General features: G+C 72.2%; 15 protein-coding genes. 1 reads left to right on the top strand and 14 read right to left on the bottom strand.

Annotated features, from left to right (window positions below; translation table 11 throughout):
* Positions 1–164 precede the first annotated feature (164 nt).
* Positions 165–584: a PLD nuclease N-terminal domain-containing protein gene (locus ND747_RS08730; RefSeq protein WP_251732977.1), complete on the top strand. Its 420-nt coding sequence runs from the start codon at positions 165–167 to the stop codon at positions 582–584.
* A gap of 80 nt (positions 585–664) precedes the next feature.
* On the opposite strand, the gene ccsB is transcribed toward ND747_RS08730, so the two are convergent.
* The 14 genes from ccsB to ND747_RS08660 form a co-directional block, all read right to left on the bottom strand.
* Complete coding sequence (gene ccsB, locus ND747_RS08725; protein WP_251732976.1) at positions 665–1,834, bottom strand: c-type cytochrome biogenesis protein CcsB; 1,170 nt, start codon at positions 1,832–1,834, stop codon at positions 665–667.
* Positions 1,834–3,507, bottom strand: coding sequence for a cytochrome c biogenesis protein ResB (locus ND747_RS08720; RefSeq protein WP_251732998.1), 1,674 nt, complete (start codon positions 3,505–3,507; stop codon positions 1,834–1,836). Before ND747_RS08720 ends, ccsB begins: the two co-directional genes overlap by 1 nt.
* Positions 3,508–3,887: 380 nt before the next feature.
* A complete protein-coding gene (locus tag ND747_RS08715; protein WP_251732975.1) occupies positions 3,888–4,835 on the bottom strand; it encodes a cytochrome c biogenesis CcdA family protein in 948 nt (315 codons plus the stop codon).
* A 79-nt stretch (positions 4,836–4,914) separates the two neighbouring features.
* Entirely contained in the window at positions 4,915–5,532 is a 618-nt protein-coding gene (locus ND747_RS08710) for a TlpA disulfide reductase family protein (RefSeq protein WP_251732974.1), read from the bottom strand.
* Positions 5,533–5,875: 343 nt separating this feature from the next.
* Positions 5,876–6,859, bottom strand: coding sequence for a methyltransferase type 12 (locus ND747_RS08705; protein ID WP_251732973.1), 984 nt, complete (start codon positions 6,857–6,859; stop codon positions 5,876–5,878).
* Positions 6,860–6,906: 47 nt separating this feature from the next.
* The gene (locus ND747_RS08700) at positions 6,907–7,584 is read right to left on the bottom strand and encodes a histidine phosphatase family protein (protein WP_251732972.1); all 678 of its coding nucleotides are present in this window, start codon (positions 7,582–7,584) and stop codon (positions 6,907–6,909) included.
* On the bottom strand, positions 7,584–8,948 hold the full coding sequence (gene hemL, locus ND747_RS08695; protein WP_251732971.1) for a glutamate-1-semialdehyde 2,1-aminomutase: 1,365 nt from the start codon (positions 8,946–8,948) through the stop codon (positions 7,584–7,586). The genes ND747_RS08700 and hemL overlap by 1 nt, the downstream gene beginning before the upstream one ends.
* Positions 8,949–9,462: 514 nt before the next feature.
* A complete protein-coding gene (locus ND747_RS08690; RefSeq protein ID WP_374216189.1) occupies positions 9,463–10,623 on the bottom strand; it encodes an RNA polymerase sigma factor in 1,161 nt (386 codons plus the stop codon).
* A 30-nt stretch (positions 10,624–10,653) separates the two neighbouring features.
* The gene (locus ND747_RS08685) at positions 10,654–11,064 is read right to left on the bottom strand and encodes a YciI family protein (protein WP_251732996.1); all 411 of its coding nucleotides are present in this window, start codon (positions 11,062–11,064) and stop codon (positions 10,654–10,656) included.
* A 168-nt stretch (positions 11,065–11,232) separates the two neighbouring features.
* Positions 11,233–12,771 (bottom strand): cytochrome P450, encoded by a 1,539-nt coding sequence (locus ND747_RS08680; RefSeq protein ID WP_251732970.1) that lies wholly within the window; start codon positions 12,769–12,771, stop codon positions 11,233–11,235.
* 81 nt (positions 12,772–12,852) lie between these two features.
* Positions 12,853–13,494, bottom strand: coding sequence for a histidine kinase (locus ND747_RS08675; protein WP_251732969.1), 642 nt, complete (start codon positions 13,492–13,494; stop codon positions 12,853–12,855).
* Positions 13,487–14,131, bottom strand: a complete 645-nt coding sequence (locus tag ND747_RS08670; RefSeq protein ID WP_251732968.1) for a DUF2993 domain-containing protein — start codon at positions 14,129–14,131, stop codon at positions 13,487–13,489. The genes ND747_RS08675 and ND747_RS08670 overlap by 8 nt, the downstream gene beginning before the upstream one ends.
* Before the next feature lie 114 nt (positions 14,132–14,245).
* Positions 14,246–14,857, bottom strand: a complete 612-nt coding sequence (locus ND747_RS08665) for a hypothetical protein (RefSeq protein WP_251732967.1) — start codon at positions 14,855–14,857, stop codon at positions 14,246–14,248.
* A 272-nt stretch (positions 14,858–15,129) separates the two neighbouring features.
* Positions 15,130–16,248, bottom strand: a complete 1,119-nt coding sequence (locus ND747_RS08660) for a cation diffusion facilitator family transporter (RefSeq protein ID WP_251732966.1) — start codon at positions 16,246–16,248, stop codon at positions 15,130–15,132.
* Positions 16,249–16,373: the final 125 nt, after the last annotated feature.

The raw sequence follows: 16,373 nt of genomic DNA, 5'->3' as shown, positions 1-16,373 counted from the left end.
CGGCCCGTCCGGAGTCGCCGCGCATGGCCAGGACCCGCAGGCCGCGGCGGCTGTCCCGCAGAACCGGGACTACTGACCCACGTGCCGACGTTCATATCCGATATGTCGAGCGGAATGTAACAGGACGTAATCGGTCACCGAGAGCTGGAAGGAGCGACCAGCAGGTGCTGGGCCTCGCGCTGACGTTTGTGATCATCGGTGTCTGGGCGTACGCGATCATTGATGTGGTCGGGACGCCCCCGGACGAGATACGGGTGGGGTCGAAACTGCTTTGGATCGTGGCGGTGGGGCTGCTCTGGATTCCCGGCGCGGCCGGCTGGTTCCTGTTCGGCCGTCCGCGGGTGAACGGGTATGGCGCGCGCGCACCGCGGCGGGCCGTGTCCGACCACCCGGCGTTCGGGCACCGGTCGGCCTGGGAGATCACCCGCCGCGAGGCCGGCCTTGCCCGGCCTGGCTCGCGGATGGGTACCCGCCGTCAGGTCGCTCGTCCCAAGGGGCCGGACGACGACCCGGAGTTCCTGCGTGAACTCGCCGCGCGCATCCGCGGCGGCGAGTCCGAGCCCCCGTCGCCCTCTCTCGGCTGACCCGTCCGGCCGCCCGGGCCCCCGTTGGGGGTGGCCCGGGCTCCGGTGGATCAGACTCCGGTGGATCAGACTCCGGCGGATCAGACTCCGGCGTAGGAGTGCAGGCCGCTGATGACGAGGTTCACCACGTAGTAGTCGACGAACAGCGCGGTGAACGCGACCAGGGAGATGGTGGCGGCACGGCGGCCACGCCAGCCGGCGGTCGCGCGGGCGTGCAGGTAGGCGGCGTAACAGACCCAGGTGATGAACGACCAGGTCTCCTTGGGGTCCCAGCCCCAGTAGCGTCCCCAGGCTGCCTCGGCCCAGATCGCACCGGCGATGATCGCGAAGGTCCAGATCGGGAAGGCGAACGCGATGACCCGGTAGGTGAGGGTGTCCAGGGCGGCCGACGAGGGCAGCCGCATCACGATCCCGCCGCGGTTCTGCATCGCCCGGCTGGCCTCGGCCCGTCCGGTGGCGACCTCGGCGAGACGGTTCTCCCAGCGTTCCTTGACGAGGAACAGCACCGTGGTCACCGCGGAGACGAGGAACACCCCGCTCGCGACGATCGCTCCGACCACGTGGATCTTCAACCAGTACGAGTTGAGCGCCGGCACCAGCGGCCCGGGCGCCACGTAGAGCACCGTCCCGGCGAAGCCGAGATACAGCACGACCGGCACCATGACGAACACGCCCAGCCAGCGCACGTTGTGCCGGGTGATCAGGCCCAAAAACGTCGTGACCGCGATCAGGCAGATCATCGACGAGTACTCGTACATGTTGCCCCACGGCACCCGGTCCGCCGCGAACCCGCGGGTGATGACCGAGGCGAGGTGCAGGGCCCAGCCGATGACGGTGGCGCCCACGGCGATCCGGCCGACCCAGCGGGCCCGCGCCGGAACCTGCGGGTCATCGCCGCCGGCCAACGAGTGCGCGGCCCGGTCCCGCCTGCGGACCGCCTCGATCTCCCGGGCACGGGCCGCCGCGGCGTCGGTGGGATCGCCACCGCCGGACACCGGGCTGACCGCCGGGTCGGTCGGGGCCGCGGTCGAGGCCCCGACGAGTACCGCCGACCGCTCCGCCGACGTGCGCGCGGCAGGGACGGCCGAGGTCACCGCCTCGTCGCCGACCACCACCGCCTCGTCCTGGCGGGTGCCCAGCCGGCTGAACGCGAACTCGGCCGCGAAGCCGAGCATCGCGACCGAGTAGACCGCCATCCCGCTGCCGAACAGATGGTTGGACAGGCTCGCGAAGCCCTCGTTGACCGCCATCAGTGCTCCTGCTTCCCGGTCGCCGGCTCGTCGGCCTGTTCCGTGCTGGCCTGTTCCGTGCTGGCCTGTGCTGTGCTGGCCTGTGCTGTACCGGCCGCAGTTGCGCCGGCGCCTGGTTCGCGTGGTGTTGTGGGCTCGGTGGGCTCGGTGGCCGCGCGGACGCGGGTGGTGAGATCGGCGAGTTCGGTGGCGAAGCCGTCGCCGTGGGAACGGGACAGGCCACCGATCTCGATGACGGATCCGCCGGCGGGCGCCGGGTGGGCCCGGACCCACACCCGGCGGCGGCGCACCCGCAGGCTCGCGATCAGGCCGACGATGATGAGCACCGCGAACACCAGTGCCTCCCGCTTCGCCGGGTCGGCCTTCACCTGGAAGGTGGCGAACTCGGCGACGCTGTCGACCTCGAGGCTCAGACCGCCGGGCAGGCCGGTCAGCGTGCGCTGGCGAGGGTTGTCCGGGGCGAGGACCTGGGCGGTGCGGTCGGCGCCGGCCGGGCCGGTCAGCGCGATCTGCTTCATATCCCGGGTGTCGACCGTGTAGACGTTCTGCGGCACGCCCTCGTCCAGGTGCAGGTTGCCGACGAAACCGGTGATCGTCAGCCCGGGAGCGGTGGCCGCCGGGAAGATCGAGACGTAGCCGCGGGTGGGGTCCAGTCGGGTTGTCGGGGTGAAGACCCCGCTGAAGGCCAGCTGCTGCGGCTCATGCCGGGTGCCCACCGGTGCCAGACCCGCGTCGGGGATCTTCACCGTGCAGGTCGAGGTGAACATCCCGTCCCGGGGGGTGCAGGGCACGTTGTTCTGCCAGACGACGCGGCCCTTGGCGTCCCGCAGGACGAAGTGGGGAGCGTACCCGTGGCCAATCAGATAGATCTTGGCGTCGTCGAGGACCAGCGGATGGTTGACCCGGATGGTCGCCGGGCGGGTGGGGGTGTCCAGGTCGGGTGCGTAGCTCACGTTCGCGCGGAAGTCCGCCGGCTCGCCGTTGGGCTGGTAGGACGCCTGGAACCGGTCAAGGGTCAGCGAGAAGGGCTGCAGCTTCGCGGTGTTGACGAGCTTGCCGCCGCTGAACTGGTCATAGGAGATCAGTGTGTTGGCGAAGCCGTCCCCGGAGACGACGAGTGTCGTGCCCGAATAGCCGAACCAGGAGCCGAAGCCGACTGCGGCGAGCAGCCCGACCAGGGCGACGTGGAAGACGAGGTTGCCGGTTTCGCGCAGGTAGCCCTTCTCCGCGGCGACGGAGTGGTCAGGTGAGCCGTCCGGCCGGCGGGCGTCTGGCGGCGCGGCACTGGCCCGGAACCGCCGGCCGCGCAGCACGCCGCGGGCGAGCGCGGTGGCTTCGTCCGGCGGCAGCGGGCTGGTCCAGGAGCTGCCACCGGGCAGGCGACCGGGACGCGCCGGGGCCTTCGGCGGGGCGGTGAACAGCGCCCGCGCATGCCAGCGGATCCGCGACGACAGGCAGCCGATCAGTGAGATGAACAACAGCAGATAGATCGCGGCGAACCAGGGTGCGGCGAAGACATCGAAGCCGGAGAGCCGGTCCAGGACCGGGCCGAGCGTCGGGTGATCGTTGAGGTACAGCTCGACCCGCAGCGGGTTGATGTTGCGCTGCGGCAACAGCGAGCCCGGGACGGCGGCGAGCGCCAGCAGGAACAGCAGCAGCAGCGCGGTGCGCATGCTGGTCAACTGTCGCCAACTGCGCACGGCGAAGGCCAGCGGGCCGCTTCGTCCCACCGGGGAGGCGCCCGTCGCCGGGGCGCCGGTTACACCCGGACCGTCAGCGGGCGGCGCCTCCTCCCGAGCTGCGGTGCCTGGCTCGGCCTTCGTGCCGGACCGGGGGTCGGTGCCGGTGCCCGCGCCGGCGGATCGGGGCGGGGGGTCGAACGCCTCCGGGCGGACGGCGGGAGCCGCGTCGGCGTGGCCGTCCGGGAGCCGGCGGGTGGCGGTGTCCTGGTCGAACCCCGCGTCCTGGCCGGCGGTCTCGTCGATCTCGGCGGTCTCGTCTGCTCCGTCGAGGCCGGCGGCGCGGATGGACGAGGCGGAGCTGGGCGTTGGGGTCACAGCGGCGTCTCCGAGAAGCCGGGAGCATAGGGCCGCAGATAGATGATCAGATCGGCCCATGCCCCGGTCAGTTGAAGCATCCCGACCGCGACCAGCAGCACTCCACCCGACACGGTCAGGACGCGGGTGTGCCGGCGCAGCAGGAGCAGGGCACCGGCGGCCCGCCGGAAGGCGAGACCGACGGCGAGGAAAGGCAGTCCGAGCCCAAGGCAGTAGACGGCGGACAGGAACGCCCCCCGCCCGGCCCCGGCGCTCGTCGCGGCAAGGCCCAGCACGGCGGTCAGGGTCGGGCCGATACAGGGCGCCCAGCCAACGCCGAACATCACGCCGAGCATGGGCGCGCCGAGCAGACCGGGTCGTGGCAGTCGGTGGAAGCGCCACTCCCGGTTCGCCCAGGACATCCGGGAGAACACCCCGGCGAACGCAAGACCCATCACGATGGTGAGGGCACCAAGAATCTGGTTCACCCCGACCTGGTGGGCCGTCAGCTTCGCACCGAGCCGGCCGAAGGCCGCACCCCAGGACACGAACACGAGGGTGAACCCGAGGACGAACAGCCCCGTACCGGCGGCCACCCGTCCCCCCAGCCGCACCCGGCGCAGCCGCAGCCGCAGCGCACCTGACCCCTGTTCGGCTGCCGGAGCGAGGTCCGTGGATCCGGCGCCCCGCGTCACCGAACCGTCCGGCACCGCCGGACCCTCCGACGGCACCACGCTGCCGGCACCGACCAGGACGGGAGCGGTGGACGCGACCGCGGGCGCCGGGGACGAGAGCCGACGCTCACGGTCCTGCAGTTCCTCGCCGGACAGGCCGGTGACGAAGCTGAGATAGCCGGGGACGAGCGGCAGCACGCACGGCGAGAGGAACGACATCAGCCCGGCGGCGGCCGCCACCGGCGCCGCGAGCAGCACCGGTCCGTCCGTGACCAGGCCGACGACGCTCATGACCGCCCGCCCACCACAGCTGCGCCCACCCCGGCTGCGGCCGCGGCGGCGCGCGGGCCGCGGCGGCCGATCCGGCAGATCACGTCTCGGCCCGCAACCGGGTCAGCACGGGGGTGAGATCCTCGGGCAGGACGCCACCGGTGAACCGGGCGGCGATGCGGCCGTCCGGGTCGAGCACGAACGTCGAGGGCAGCCCGGGCGCCACCGGCCAGCCCGCGGCAAGCGTGCCCAGCCGGTCGACGATGCTCGGGTACGGCGTGCCGAAGTCGCGGACGAACGCCTTCGCGCTGGATGTGCCGTCCTTCTCGTTGACGCCGAGGAAGGCCACCGACGGCTCCTGACGAGCGAGTTTGGCCAGGCCCGGAGTCTCGGCCCGGCACGGCGCGCACCAGGACGCCCAGAAGTTCACCACGACGACCCTGCCCCGCAGCGAGACCAGACTGATCGTTTTGCCGTCGAGATCCCGGCCGGACAGGGGGGGCGCGAGGTGCCGCCTGTCGGCGGCCACGTAGTCCGTCCCGGCCGACTGCTGGACGAAGCCGTACCCGTCGCCGCCCGTGGCGTCGGTCGCGTTGCCATGGGCGGAACAGGCCGCGAGCACCGTGCTCAGCGCCATCATCAGCGCGAGCAGGCCCACCCGGGCACCACCGAGCCGCGGCGAGGCCGGACCATCAGCTGATCTGGACTGCCGTCCCATCTCTGCCACGCGCACCAGTATGTGCCCTGCCCCTCTCGTCCCCGGCACCCGTCTACGACCCACTGTAGAACTACGACCAACTGTAGAACCCGACTCAGCGTAGGCGCGAGTACCCACCGGTGCGCGTGTGCTTCCCCACGGCCGCGCCGCTGGGCCCGCGGGCCGCGGCCGGTTACCATCCTGCCCCGATCGGGCCCTCCTCCGATCAATTCCCGCCCCCGCGACCGGCCGCCCGCAGCCATCCCGCGACTCTCGTCACTATGAGTGACGAGAGTGGGTGATCCGGGTGCTGCGGAGCCGGCCTCGGCGCGGGTGGCCCGAGTCGGTGCAGGTGTGTGCCGGTTCAGGCGGATACGGGTGCGGGCCGGAAGGGGTGCACTCGGAAGCTGGCGGTGACGGCGACCGTGGTGTCGGGAACGCCGCCGGGACCGGTGATGTCCGCGCCGGAGGCCCAGGTGGCGACAGCGGCCCGGGACAGGTCGTCGCGCGTGTGGTGGTGGCCGGTGGGGCCCATGAGGGCGAGGTCGACCACTGCGGGGAGGGGCAGTGCGAGCGGCACGTCGAGCCGTTCGACCGGGCCGGGGACGAAGTGGCCGGCAAGGCGTCCGGCCAGCTGGTCGTCCTTGTCGGGCTGCATGCCGACCAGGCCGAGGGCACCGCGCAGCTCGGCGAGATGCGCCGGGCCGGGCGTCACGACGAGCAGTAGCCCGCCCGAGCGCAGCACCCGGTGCATCTCGGCGGGATGCCGTGGGGCGAAGACGTCAAGCAGCACGTCCACGCTGCCGTCGGCGACGGGCCAGCCGCCGGCGGCGTCAAACGAGACCGCCCCGATCCGCGGATGTGCGCGGGCCGCGCGGCGCAGCGCCGGCGGTGCGACATCAACCGCGATCCCCCAGGCACCGTGGTCAGCGACACCCGGGTCGACCGCCTCGCGGTCGAGGACGGCCAGCACACCGGCCAGGTGGTGGCCGGTGCCGGCGCCGATCTCGAGGATCGTCGGTGCGGTGCCGGTGGGGTGGGTGATGCAGGCCGCGGTGGCAAGCGCCCCGAGCCGGGCGGTCAGCGGTGCGTAGTGGCCGGCGCCGAGAAACGCCTCGCGGGCGGCGACCATCGCCGGCGTGTCACCGGTGATCCGCCGTGACCGGCCGCTACGCAGACTCAGATAGCCCCCGCGGCCGAGGTCGAAGCTGTGCCCCACCGCACAGCGCACGTCGCCACCGCCGTACAGCCCGCCACCGCAGACCGGGCAGCGCAGTGCCGGCAGAATCCCAGCCAGCCCGGCCGGTCCCGCGAACGGGCACGGTCGAGGCGGTGTGTCCGGTGTCACGGACGTGGCCGATCCGGTCGGGCCGCTGCTGCCGCCGCTGGTGGTGTTCAGGCGCCGACCGAACCCGGGGTGTTGCCGGTCGGGCCATTGGGCTCGGCGTACTCGACGCCGACGAGCTGGCTGCCCTGGTAGACGGCGGTGGTGACACTGGCCAGGCCGCACTGGCGCCGGTCGGGTCGGTGCCACAGGTGACGGCCTTCCAGCGCGCGGCGCGCTGTCCACACCGGCAACTGGTGGCTGACCAGCACGACGTGCCGGCCCGGGTACCGGTCGCGCCAGTCGGCGACCGCGGCGAGCATCCGCTCGGCGATCTCGGTGTAGGGCTCACCCCAGGACGGGCGCAGCGGGTTGCGCAGCAGCCGCCACATGGCCGGGTGGCGCAGTGCCGCCGGGCTCGCCTCGAAGGTCTGGCCCTCGAACGCGTTGCGGCTTTCGATCAGCCGCGGGTCGACGCCGACGGGCAGGTTGTGGGCTGCGGCGATCGGCACGGCGGTCTGCTGGGCCCGGTCCAGGGGGCTGGCGACCACGGCGGCGATGTCCAGGTCGGCGAGATACTCCGCGGTGACCTTGGCCTGGCGGTGGCCGTTGTCGGACAGGCCGAAGCCGGGCAGCCGGCCGTAGAGCACCTTGCTCGGGTTGAACACCTCGCCGTGCCGGACCAGGTGCACCCGGGTGCGCCCGTCCGGTCTGGACGCGGCGCTGGACTCGGTCGTGGGTGTGGTCATCACGCTCCCCCGGCTACGGACGAGGCGGACGAGGCGGGGGTGACGTCAGGGACGGCGGCCGCGGCCCGGGCGGCGGCCGGGGCGGCCGCGGCGATGCGTTCAAGCACCGCGTCGTCGTGGGCGGCGGAGACGAACCAGGCCTCGAACGCCGACGGCGGCAGGTAGATGCCGGCGTCGAGCATGCTGTGGAAGAACGCGGCGTAGCGGGCGGTGTTCTGCACCTGGGCACCGGCGTAGTCGATGACGGTGGTGGCGTCGGTGAAGAAGAAACTGAACAGCGAGCCGGCGCTGGCCGGCACGTGCGCGACGCCCTGTTCGGTGAGCGCCGTGGACACGATGCCGGCGACATCGCCGGCGCGGGCGTCCACCGTCGCGTACACCTCGTCGGTACAGGCCCGCAGGGTGGCCAGGCCCGCGGCGACCGCGATCGGGTTGCCCGACAGTGTGCCGGCCTGGTAGACGGGCCCGGCGGGAGCAAGTTTCGACATCACGTCCGCCCGGCCGCCGAACGCGGCCGCCGGCAGCCCGCCACCCATCACCTTGCCGAAGGTGAACAGATCCGGCGACCAGTCCTCAAGGTCACCCTCGATGCCCCACCAGCCGGCCCGGGAGATCCGGAACCCGGTCATCACCTCGTCCAGAATGAGCAGTGCGCCGTGGATGTCACACAGCCGGCGCAGACCCCCGTTGAAGCCCGGCAGCGGCGGGACAACCCCCATGTTCGCCGCGGCGGCCTCGGTGATGACGGCGGCGATCGTGTCGCCGCGCTCGGCGAAGACCGCCTCCACCAGGGCCAGATCGTTGTAGGGCAGGACGATCGTGTCCGCGGTCGCCGTTCCGGTCACGCCGGGGGTGTCCGGCAGGCCGAAGGTGGCCAGGCCCGAGCCCGCGGCGGCGAGCAGCGCGTCGACATGGCCGTGGTAGCAGCCGGCGAACTTGATGATCGTCGAGCGACCGGTGAAGCCGCGGGCGAGCCGCACGGCGCTCATGGTCGCCTCGGTACCCGAGTTGACCAGCCGGACCTTCTCGACCGGCCCGACCCGTTCCACGATCAGCTCGGCGAGTTCGACCTCGCCGGGCGTCGGCGTCCCGAAACTGGTGCCGGCGGCGACCGCCCGTGACACCGCCTCGACGACCGCCGGATGCGCATGGCCAAGGATCATCGGCCCCCAGGAGCAGACCAGGTCGACGTAGGTACGACCGTCCACATCGGTGAGATAGGGGCCGTCACCGGACACCATGAAACGCGGGCTGCCGCCCACGGCCCGAAAGGCACGGACGGGCGAGTTGACCCCGCCGGGAACGACACGCTCGGCGCGCCGGAACATCTCCTCAGAGGCCGGCGCGGCGGAGGGAACCACCATGCCCCCGATCCTCGCAGGTCCCACCGACCGTTCGCGCCCCGCATGGACGTGCCGCCGGTCTCCGCTGCGCCCAGATGGGCACCAGACCACCGGCAGGCCCAGACCACTGGCAGGCCCGGGCCACCGACAGACCCAGACCACTGGCAGGCCCAGGCCGCCGGCGGACGGGGGTTTGCCCCGGCCGCCCACCGGCGGCGGTCTGCGTGCAGGCGGAATGATATTTTTGCCCCAATATCAACCTGCAGGCCGGTAATGAGCCTGATTGACCCTATCGAGGGGCGGGGTCGACCGGCTCCTCAGGGGGTCCCCCACCTGGCGCTCCACCTGCCACAACACCGCTCCTCCCAGCATGTATCCAGCCGCGGCTCCAACCCGCCATGACAAGAGTCACCGTTCTCCCGGGCTCGTTCGGGACCCTGCCCGCGCTCCGGCGCGGTACCCACCTGCCGATGGCCGATCGGGGACGCCGGGCGAACGATCGGGCGGTTGCCCCACAACCGGGTCGGCGCCCAGGTCAGGAGCGCAGGCGATGGCGGGTTCGGGCAGCCTCGCGGGTGAGGTGGTCGCGTTCGGCGACGCTGGTGGCACCGCGGGCAGCCGCGGCGTAGAGATCTGCGGCGCGAGCCAGATCACCGACACGCTCGTGCAGGTATGCCGCCGCGGCGGCATACCTGGGCAGGTCCGGCGCCACGGTGGCGAGGGCCGCGAGACCGGCGTGCGGGCCGTCGGCCTCGCCGAGTGCGACGGCCCGGTTGAGCCGTACCACGGGGCTGTTGGTGATCCGCAGCAGCTCGTCGTACCACTCGACGATCTGCACCCAGTCGGTCTCGGCGGTGCTGGGTGCATCCGCATGCAGGGCGGCGATCGCGGCCTGCGCCTGGTATTCGCCGAGCTGATCCCGGGCCAACGCGTGCTGCAGAATCGTCACACCCTCGGCGACCAGATGCGTGTCCCAGCGGGACCGGTCCTGTGCGGCCAGCGGGATCAGGCGCCCGGCCGGCCCGGTACGTGATGCGCGACGGGCGTGGTGCAACAGCATGAGTGCCAGCAGGCCCGCGACCTCGGCATCGTCGGTCAGCACGGCGAGCTGGCGGGCCAGCCGGATCGCCTCGGCCGCCAGATCCACGTCCCCGCCGTAGCCCTCGTTGAAGACGAGATAGAGCACCCGCAGCACGGTCGGGAGATCACCGGACCGGTCGAGGGGCTGCCCGGCGATGCGCCGTTTGGCCCGGCTGATCCGCTGTGCCATGGTCGCCTCGGGGACGAGATAGGCCGTCGCGATCTGCCGGGTGGTCAGGCCGCCGACCGCGCGCAGCGTCAGCGCGACGGCCGACGCCGGTGCCAGCACCGGGGACGCGCACAGGAAGTACAGCCGCAGTGTGTCATCGGTGGCGGGCACCGGGCCCACGTCCGGTTCCGCGTCGACGACGAGCTCCCGTCCCCGCCGGGACGTCTCGGCCCGGGTGGCATCGAGGAAACGGCGCCACGCCGCCGTGACCAGCCAGCCCTTCGGATCGCGCGGAGGATCGGCCGGCCAGGTTTCGAGCGCTCGGATCAGCGCGTCCTGCACGGCGTCCTCGGCCGAGGCGAAATCCGCTCCGCGCCGGACGAGAATGCCGATCACTGCGGGCACCAGCTCCCGTACCTGCGAATCGTCCACGATGCTCAGGGCCACTTGGCACTCCTGATCACTCGGCATTCCTGATCATTCGGTGACGGTGGGCGGCGCGGTGAGCAACGGCCGGACCTCGAGCCATTCGTGGATCGGCCCACCTCCCGGGCCGGGAGCGGCGGACAGCTCCCCGGCGAGCTGCACCGCGCGGTCCCAGGACTCCACATCGATGATCATCCAGCCGGCTACGAGGTCCTTGGTCTCGGCGAACGGGCCGTCGGTCACCACCGGACGCCCCGGCCCGTCAGTCCGGACGAAGGCGCCCTCGGGTGAGAGTGCCAGTTCGCCGACGAACTCTCCCGTCCGCTTCAGACCGGCGGCGAAATCCCGCATGTACCGGATGTGCGCGTCGACCTCGGACGGCGTCCACCGGTCCATCGGAGCATGGTCGACGATCGGGGTCGGGCCACCGCGGTAGTGCTTGAGCAGCAGGTACTTCACGATGATCCTCCGTGGGTGTCGCATGGCCGTCGTGGCCACTCATGCTCCAGGGACGGAGCCGACCCCCGCGTTCTCGACATCGACGCGCAGATTTTCCGGGAGATCCTCTCGACGCTCCTTGCGGCGGCGACCGCCCGCCGGCGTCGTGGGACGCCGGCCGTGCTGGCGGCCTCAGGCGGCCGCCCCGCCGGGTCCGGGCGGAGTCCCCGGGCTCCTGCGACGGGCGACCATGGGCAGGCCGTCCCTGGGACGCAGCGTGACCTGGGGCTGCGGCACGATGTCCACCCCTGGCACCGGGGTGAACGACCAGCTCCGAACGATGCTGGCCAGGGCGAGAACGCCTTCGGCCAGGGCGAAGCTGTTGCCGATGCACTGGCGGGGGCCGCCGCCGAACGGGAAGTAGGCGAAGCGGGGCCGCGTCGGCGAACCGGCCGGGGAGACAGCCGGGGAGACGAAGGCGGTGGAGGCGACGGGCGCCGAGTCGGAGTGGATCCAGCGGCCGGGATCGAAGCGTTCCGGGTGCGGCCACCAGCGTTCGTCGCGGTGCACCACCCACTGGCTGAAGATAAGGGTGGCACCGGCCGGCAGTCGAGCGCCCGCGACCTCACGGTCCTCGACGAGGTGGCGGCCCATCGCCCACACCGGCGGGTAGAGCCGCATCGCCTCGGTCAGGACGGCGTTGCTGTAGGGCAACCGGGTCAGATCATCGATGGTGGGACGGCGGCCGGCCAGCACCTGGTCGAGCTCGGCCTGCAGCCTCGTCAGGACCTCCTGGTTGCCGCCCAGCAGGTGAAACGTCCAGGCCAGCGCGTTGGCGGTGGTTTCGTGGCCGGCGAGTAGCAGGGTAAGCGCCTCGTCGCGGATCTGGCTGTCGCCCATCGGCGCCCCGGTGTCGGGATCTCGGGCGCTCAGCAGCAGCGACAGCAGGTCGCCACCGGTCGTACCGGCCGCGCGCCGAGCCGCGATCATGTCGTGGATGGAGCGGTCCAGCGCCGTCAGGGCCACCCGGCGACGCCGCGACGCCCGCGTCGGCAGTCGCTCCATGGTCGCGAAGCCGGGAAGCGAAGCGCGCCGCGCGGCCGGCATCGCCAGGTCCAGAGCGGTGCGGACGATCTCGACGACCTCGCTGTCGAGATCGACATCGAACAGCGTCCGGGCGACGATCGCCAACGTCATCTCGGTCATCTCGGCATGCACGTCAAGGCGTTGGCCATCCCGCCAGCCATCCGCCGTCTTCTCGGCGACCGCGGCGAAGGTGTCCGCGTAGCCGGCGATCCGCTGTTTGTGGAACAGCGGCTGGATCAGCCGACGCTGTTGCCGGTGCACCTCTCCGGCGCTGGTGAGCAGCCCCTGGCCGAGCAGCAGCGTCAGCGGCTGCACCACCGTCCGCCGACCGCCAGGCCCCTGCCGCACGGATCCCTTGGCATAGGCCCGGTGTCCACTGACCAGAGCATCCGCGATCGCGGCCGGATCGGTGACCAGGTAGGCCGACACCGGCCAGCTCGCCACCCGCGCCACCGGACCGTGCTCACGGCCCAGCTCGGTGAGCCGGCCGAGCGGATCGGCTCGCAGTCGCCGGATCGCCTCCACCGGCCCGACGGCCGGGCCCGGAGTCTGGCCACCCGCGCCGCCACGGGCCGGCAGGCGGGCGGGCCGGCGGGCCGGCAACGACGAGATGGTGGCGGACGGAGGCTGGGAGTCTCGACTCATCGGAGTTCCTTCCACACGAGAGGCGGAACGGACGGGCACGCCGCGACGATGACGGGTGGCGTGCCCGCTGGGAGATGTGCTTTACGGGAGAAGGACGACCAGGGCGACGAGCAGCCCGATCTTCGCGGCAAGGGCAAGGTCGGCCAGCCGACCGGCAGGATGGGGCAGACCGACCGCGGTCAGCACAGCGACGGCGGCACGACGAACCGCCGGCCACATGAGAACGGCCAGACTCACGCCGCACCCGGCGACAGCCAGCCGAACCGCTCCCGGGCCGGCGGCGAGCGCACCGGTGATCACCGCCGCCACCAGGAGGGCGAACGCCTTCACCGCCGCGAACGCCGTGAGTGTCCGGCGGCATCGGAGCAACACGATGGTCACGGTCGCGCTGACGGCCACCATGACCAGGGCCGTCAGCGGGGTCAGCGGCCGGAGTTCGACCTCGGTCAGGCGCACGACGTGCAGCTGCGGCATCGGCTGGCGGAGGTGCGCCGTCGCGATCACAACGACGGTCACCACCGCGACCACTGCCTGTGTTCCGCGCAGAACCACCACGGCGGCGGCCACCATGAGCAGCCGCTGCAGACGAGGGCGACTCGGTCCGGCCCCGGCGTCGGGCCTGCCGACGCCGGCACGGGAGGTCGGGGCCGGGTCGCCCTGCGATGAGGTGGCCGGTGGGGTACCGGAGATCACCATGTTCGCCTCTCCTGCGTTCTCAGCCATCGCGTCCCGCCGGGGCGGTTACACGGACCCGCTGGGCACCATGGCCGATCGTGGTGAGCACGGACGCGCTGGACGCGGACGCGCAGCCCGAACCGAACCGAACCATCGCGGTTTTGAGCGCGGCGCCGGAGGCAGACAGCGTGACCTGCAGGCCACCGGGAACCGGCCGGACGGCGTCAACGTGGATCGGAAAGGGCGGTGCTCCCGGCAGCACCCCCACGCGCCGTACCCGTCCCGTGGCGTCAACCGCCGTGAGCGGTCCGGACAGCCGGGGGGGCACAGCGGCGAGCAGCGGCCCGCGGGAATCGGGTCGGAACGTGGTTCTGATGGTGACCGAGCCGACCGTGATCGCGGTCGGAGACGGCCGGCCGACCAGTCCGGACAGGGGCGGCAGACGAAGATCGTGGAAGGTCACCGCAAGGCCGGCCAGGCTGCTGGCGCCCCGGACGCCGTCGGCCGTCATCGTCACCGTCCCGACATGGCCGGTGGCGATCTGGGTCAGGAACGGGAAGCCGTGGATGTGTACCGCCCGGGCGCCGGTCAGGGCTCCCAGGCAGGCCAGCCGCCCGGTCATGCGGCGCTCGACCACGCCGACCAGCAGCCGATCGGCCACCGACAGGACAAGGAGAAGGACCACGAGAATGCCCGCCAGCCACCACCACCGAGGCCGCCGTCGCCGGCCTTCCCACGCCGCAGCACCAGGTCGGCGGTTGTCAGATCGCATGGCGCGCCGATCGGATCGGCCGGCCGATCATGCCGAGCAGGCCCACGTGATCGCACCGGCGAGGGTCCGACCGGCCGCAGTCCGCGCCACGAACGTCACGTCGCCGCCGGTGTCGGTGACCTGCGCGGTCGCCGGGACGGCACTCACCCGGTCGTTCGTGCCCGGCCCGGTCACCGTCACGGTGACCGCGGCCCGATAGGTCCCCGGCCCGTGATAGCCGGCAACCCGTACCAGGTCGGAGACCGAATAGCCGTGCACCACGCCCTCGGCCGAGGCGACGTAGCGGGCACCCGCCGTCTGACAGGTCACCGCCGTGTCGACGTGGCCCGAGATCGCTACCGGAGAGGTGATGGCGACGGTCAGGGACCCAGGCCCTCCGGGCCCTTGTCCGACGGCCTCGGCGGATGCCTCGGCGACGGCCGAGGCTGACGCCGGGGGCGGCAGCGACGATGAGGACGGCAGGGTCGATGAGGACGGCAGGGTCGATGGGTTTGCAGTGGTTGTCGGCGCGGCAGCCGTCGGCGCGGCGCCGACCTGGCAGGCCGTGAGACCGAGCAGCACCATGCCGATCGTGGCAGCCGCCGCCAGTACCCCGCGCAGTGATACCGGCGCAATCGTCGGATATGTGGGCTGACTCATGAGAACGGGGTACCTGCCTCGGGAGGTGGGAGATGGTCGGGACGCCCGCCGGGAGTCGACCGGCAGCTGTGGACCAACAACACCAACCCGGCATGTGAGCTGTTTCCGCGGCGGATGTGAGACGCGTTCGAATCCGGCCCGACAGGTCCGGGCGGCGAACGGAACCTGTGCCAGGCGAGCGTGACCGGCCAGGCTTCCGGCGCTCTGATCGGCGCGTCCCGCACGGCGTCCTCGACCGAGGACACCTCCGCGAGATTCTTTCGGGCCGTCTTTCAGGCGGTGGTTACCGCGCCCGGAGGTCGGTGGACCGGACTGGTGTGGATGGTCACGGCGGACAGCCGGCGCAGGTGACGCAGCAGGTGGGCCTCCGCGGCATGCGCGACATCGTGGGCGGCGACCAGGGTCAGGCCCGCGTCCACCATGACGTCGGCCTCGGCCCGCAGGGTGTGGCCGATCCAGCGCACCCGCAGCTCGCGGACCGCCTCGATCCCCGGAGTGTGTAACAGGGTGCGGGTGGCCTCGGCGACGATTTCCGGATCGACGGCGTCCATCAGCCGCGCCCCGACCGCTCGGGCGGCCGAACGCAGCACCCCGAGGATCGCCACAGTGATCACCAGGCCGATCGCCGGGTCCGCCCAACCCCGGCCGACGGCCACCCCGGCGGCGCCGAGCAGCACCGCGAGGCTGGTGAACCCGTCGGTGCGGGCGTGCAGCCCGTCGGCGACCAGCGCCGCCGATCCGATCCGCCGGCCCACCTCGATCCGGTAGCGGGCCACGATCTCGTTGCCGACGAACCCGACGAGCCCGGCGGCGGCCACCGCGCCGAGCTGGTCGATGTGCCGGGGATGCAGCAGCCGCTCGATCGCCGCCCAGGCCGCGACCGCACTCGACAGCGTGATCATCGCCAGGACCGCGAGGCCGGCCAGATCCTCCGCCCGTCCGTAGCCGTAGGTGAACCGGTTGGTCGCCGGGCGGCGGGCCACCGTGAACGCGATCAGCAGCGGCACCGCCGTCAGCGCGTCGGCGACGTTGTGCAGCGTGTCGCCGAGCAGCGCCACCGATCCCGACAGCACCACCACGACCGCCTGGACGACCGCGGTCACCGCCAGACCACCGAAGCTGATCAGCAGCGCCCGTCGCCCGGCCGCGTCCGCCTCCAGCGCATCGTCGATCTGGTCGGCACTGTCGTGACGGTGTCCCCCGACCAGCTCGGAGAGCCCGTGGCGCAGCCGCGACCACCCTCGGGCCGACCCGTCCGAACGGGAACGGCCGTGATCGTGGCCGCCGTGATCGTGGCCGCCGTGATCGTGGCCGCCGTGATCGTGGCCGCCGTGATCGTGGCCGCCGTGATCGTGGCCGTGCGCATGCCCGTGGCGATGAGCGGCTCCCATGGCCTGAAACCGTAACCCAAAATGATCAATGCGGCATGATCGCAGTTGCCAGGTTGTCGCACCTGTGTGTCACGCTGCGCGGCGTAGGATTCGACTGTGTCGACGACACGGGTCAACGCCGAGGC

The sequence above is a fragment of the Frankia sp. R82 genome, assembly GCF_023716925.1.
Classification (GTDB): Bacteria; Actinomycetota; Actinomycetes; order Frankiales; family Frankiaceae; genus Frankia.
The sequence above is the reverse complement of the archived record's forward strand: the minus strand, read 5'-3'. Positions and strand labels throughout refer to the sequence as shown.

Coding starts and splice junctions, on each gene's coding strand:
- hemL (WP_251732971.1), bottom strand. CDS start 8,948: ATGGTGGTTCCCTCCGCCGCGCCGGCCTCTGAGGAGATGTTCCGGCGC.
- ND747_RS08710 (WP_251732974.1), bottom strand. CDS start 5,532: ATGGGACGGCAGTCCAGATCAGCTGATGGTCCGGCCTCGCCGCGGCTC.
- ND747_RS08700 (WP_251732972.1), bottom strand. CDS start 7,584: ATGACCACACCCACGACCGAGTCCAGCGCCGCGTCCAGACCGGACGGG.
- ND747_RS08660 (WP_251732966.1), bottom strand. CDS start 16,248: ATGGGAGCCGCTCATCGCCACGGGCATGCGCACGGCCACGATCACGGC.
- ND747_RS08680 (WP_251732970.1), bottom strand. CDS start 12,771: ATGAGTCGAGACTCCCAGCCTCCGTCCGCCACCATCTCGTCGTTGCCG.
- ND747_RS08675 (WP_251732969.1), bottom strand. CDS start 13,494: ATGGCTGAGAACGCAGGAGAGGCGAACATGGTGATCTCCGGTACCCCA.
- ND747_RS08720 (WP_251732998.1), bottom strand. CDS start 3,507: ATGCGCACCGCGCTGCTGCTGCTGTTCCTGCTGGCGCTCGCCGCCGTC.
- ND747_RS08665 (WP_251732967.1), bottom strand. CDS start 14,857: ATGAGTCAGCCCACATATCCGACGATTGCGCCGGTATCACTGCGCGGG.
- ccsB (WP_251732976.1), bottom strand. CDS start 1,834: ATGGCGGTCAACGAGGGCTTCGCGAGCCTGTCCAACCATCTGTTCGGC.
- ND747_RS08715 (WP_251732975.1), bottom strand. CDS start 4,835: ATGAGCGTCGTCGGCCTGGTCACGGACGGACCGGTGCTGCTCGCGGCG.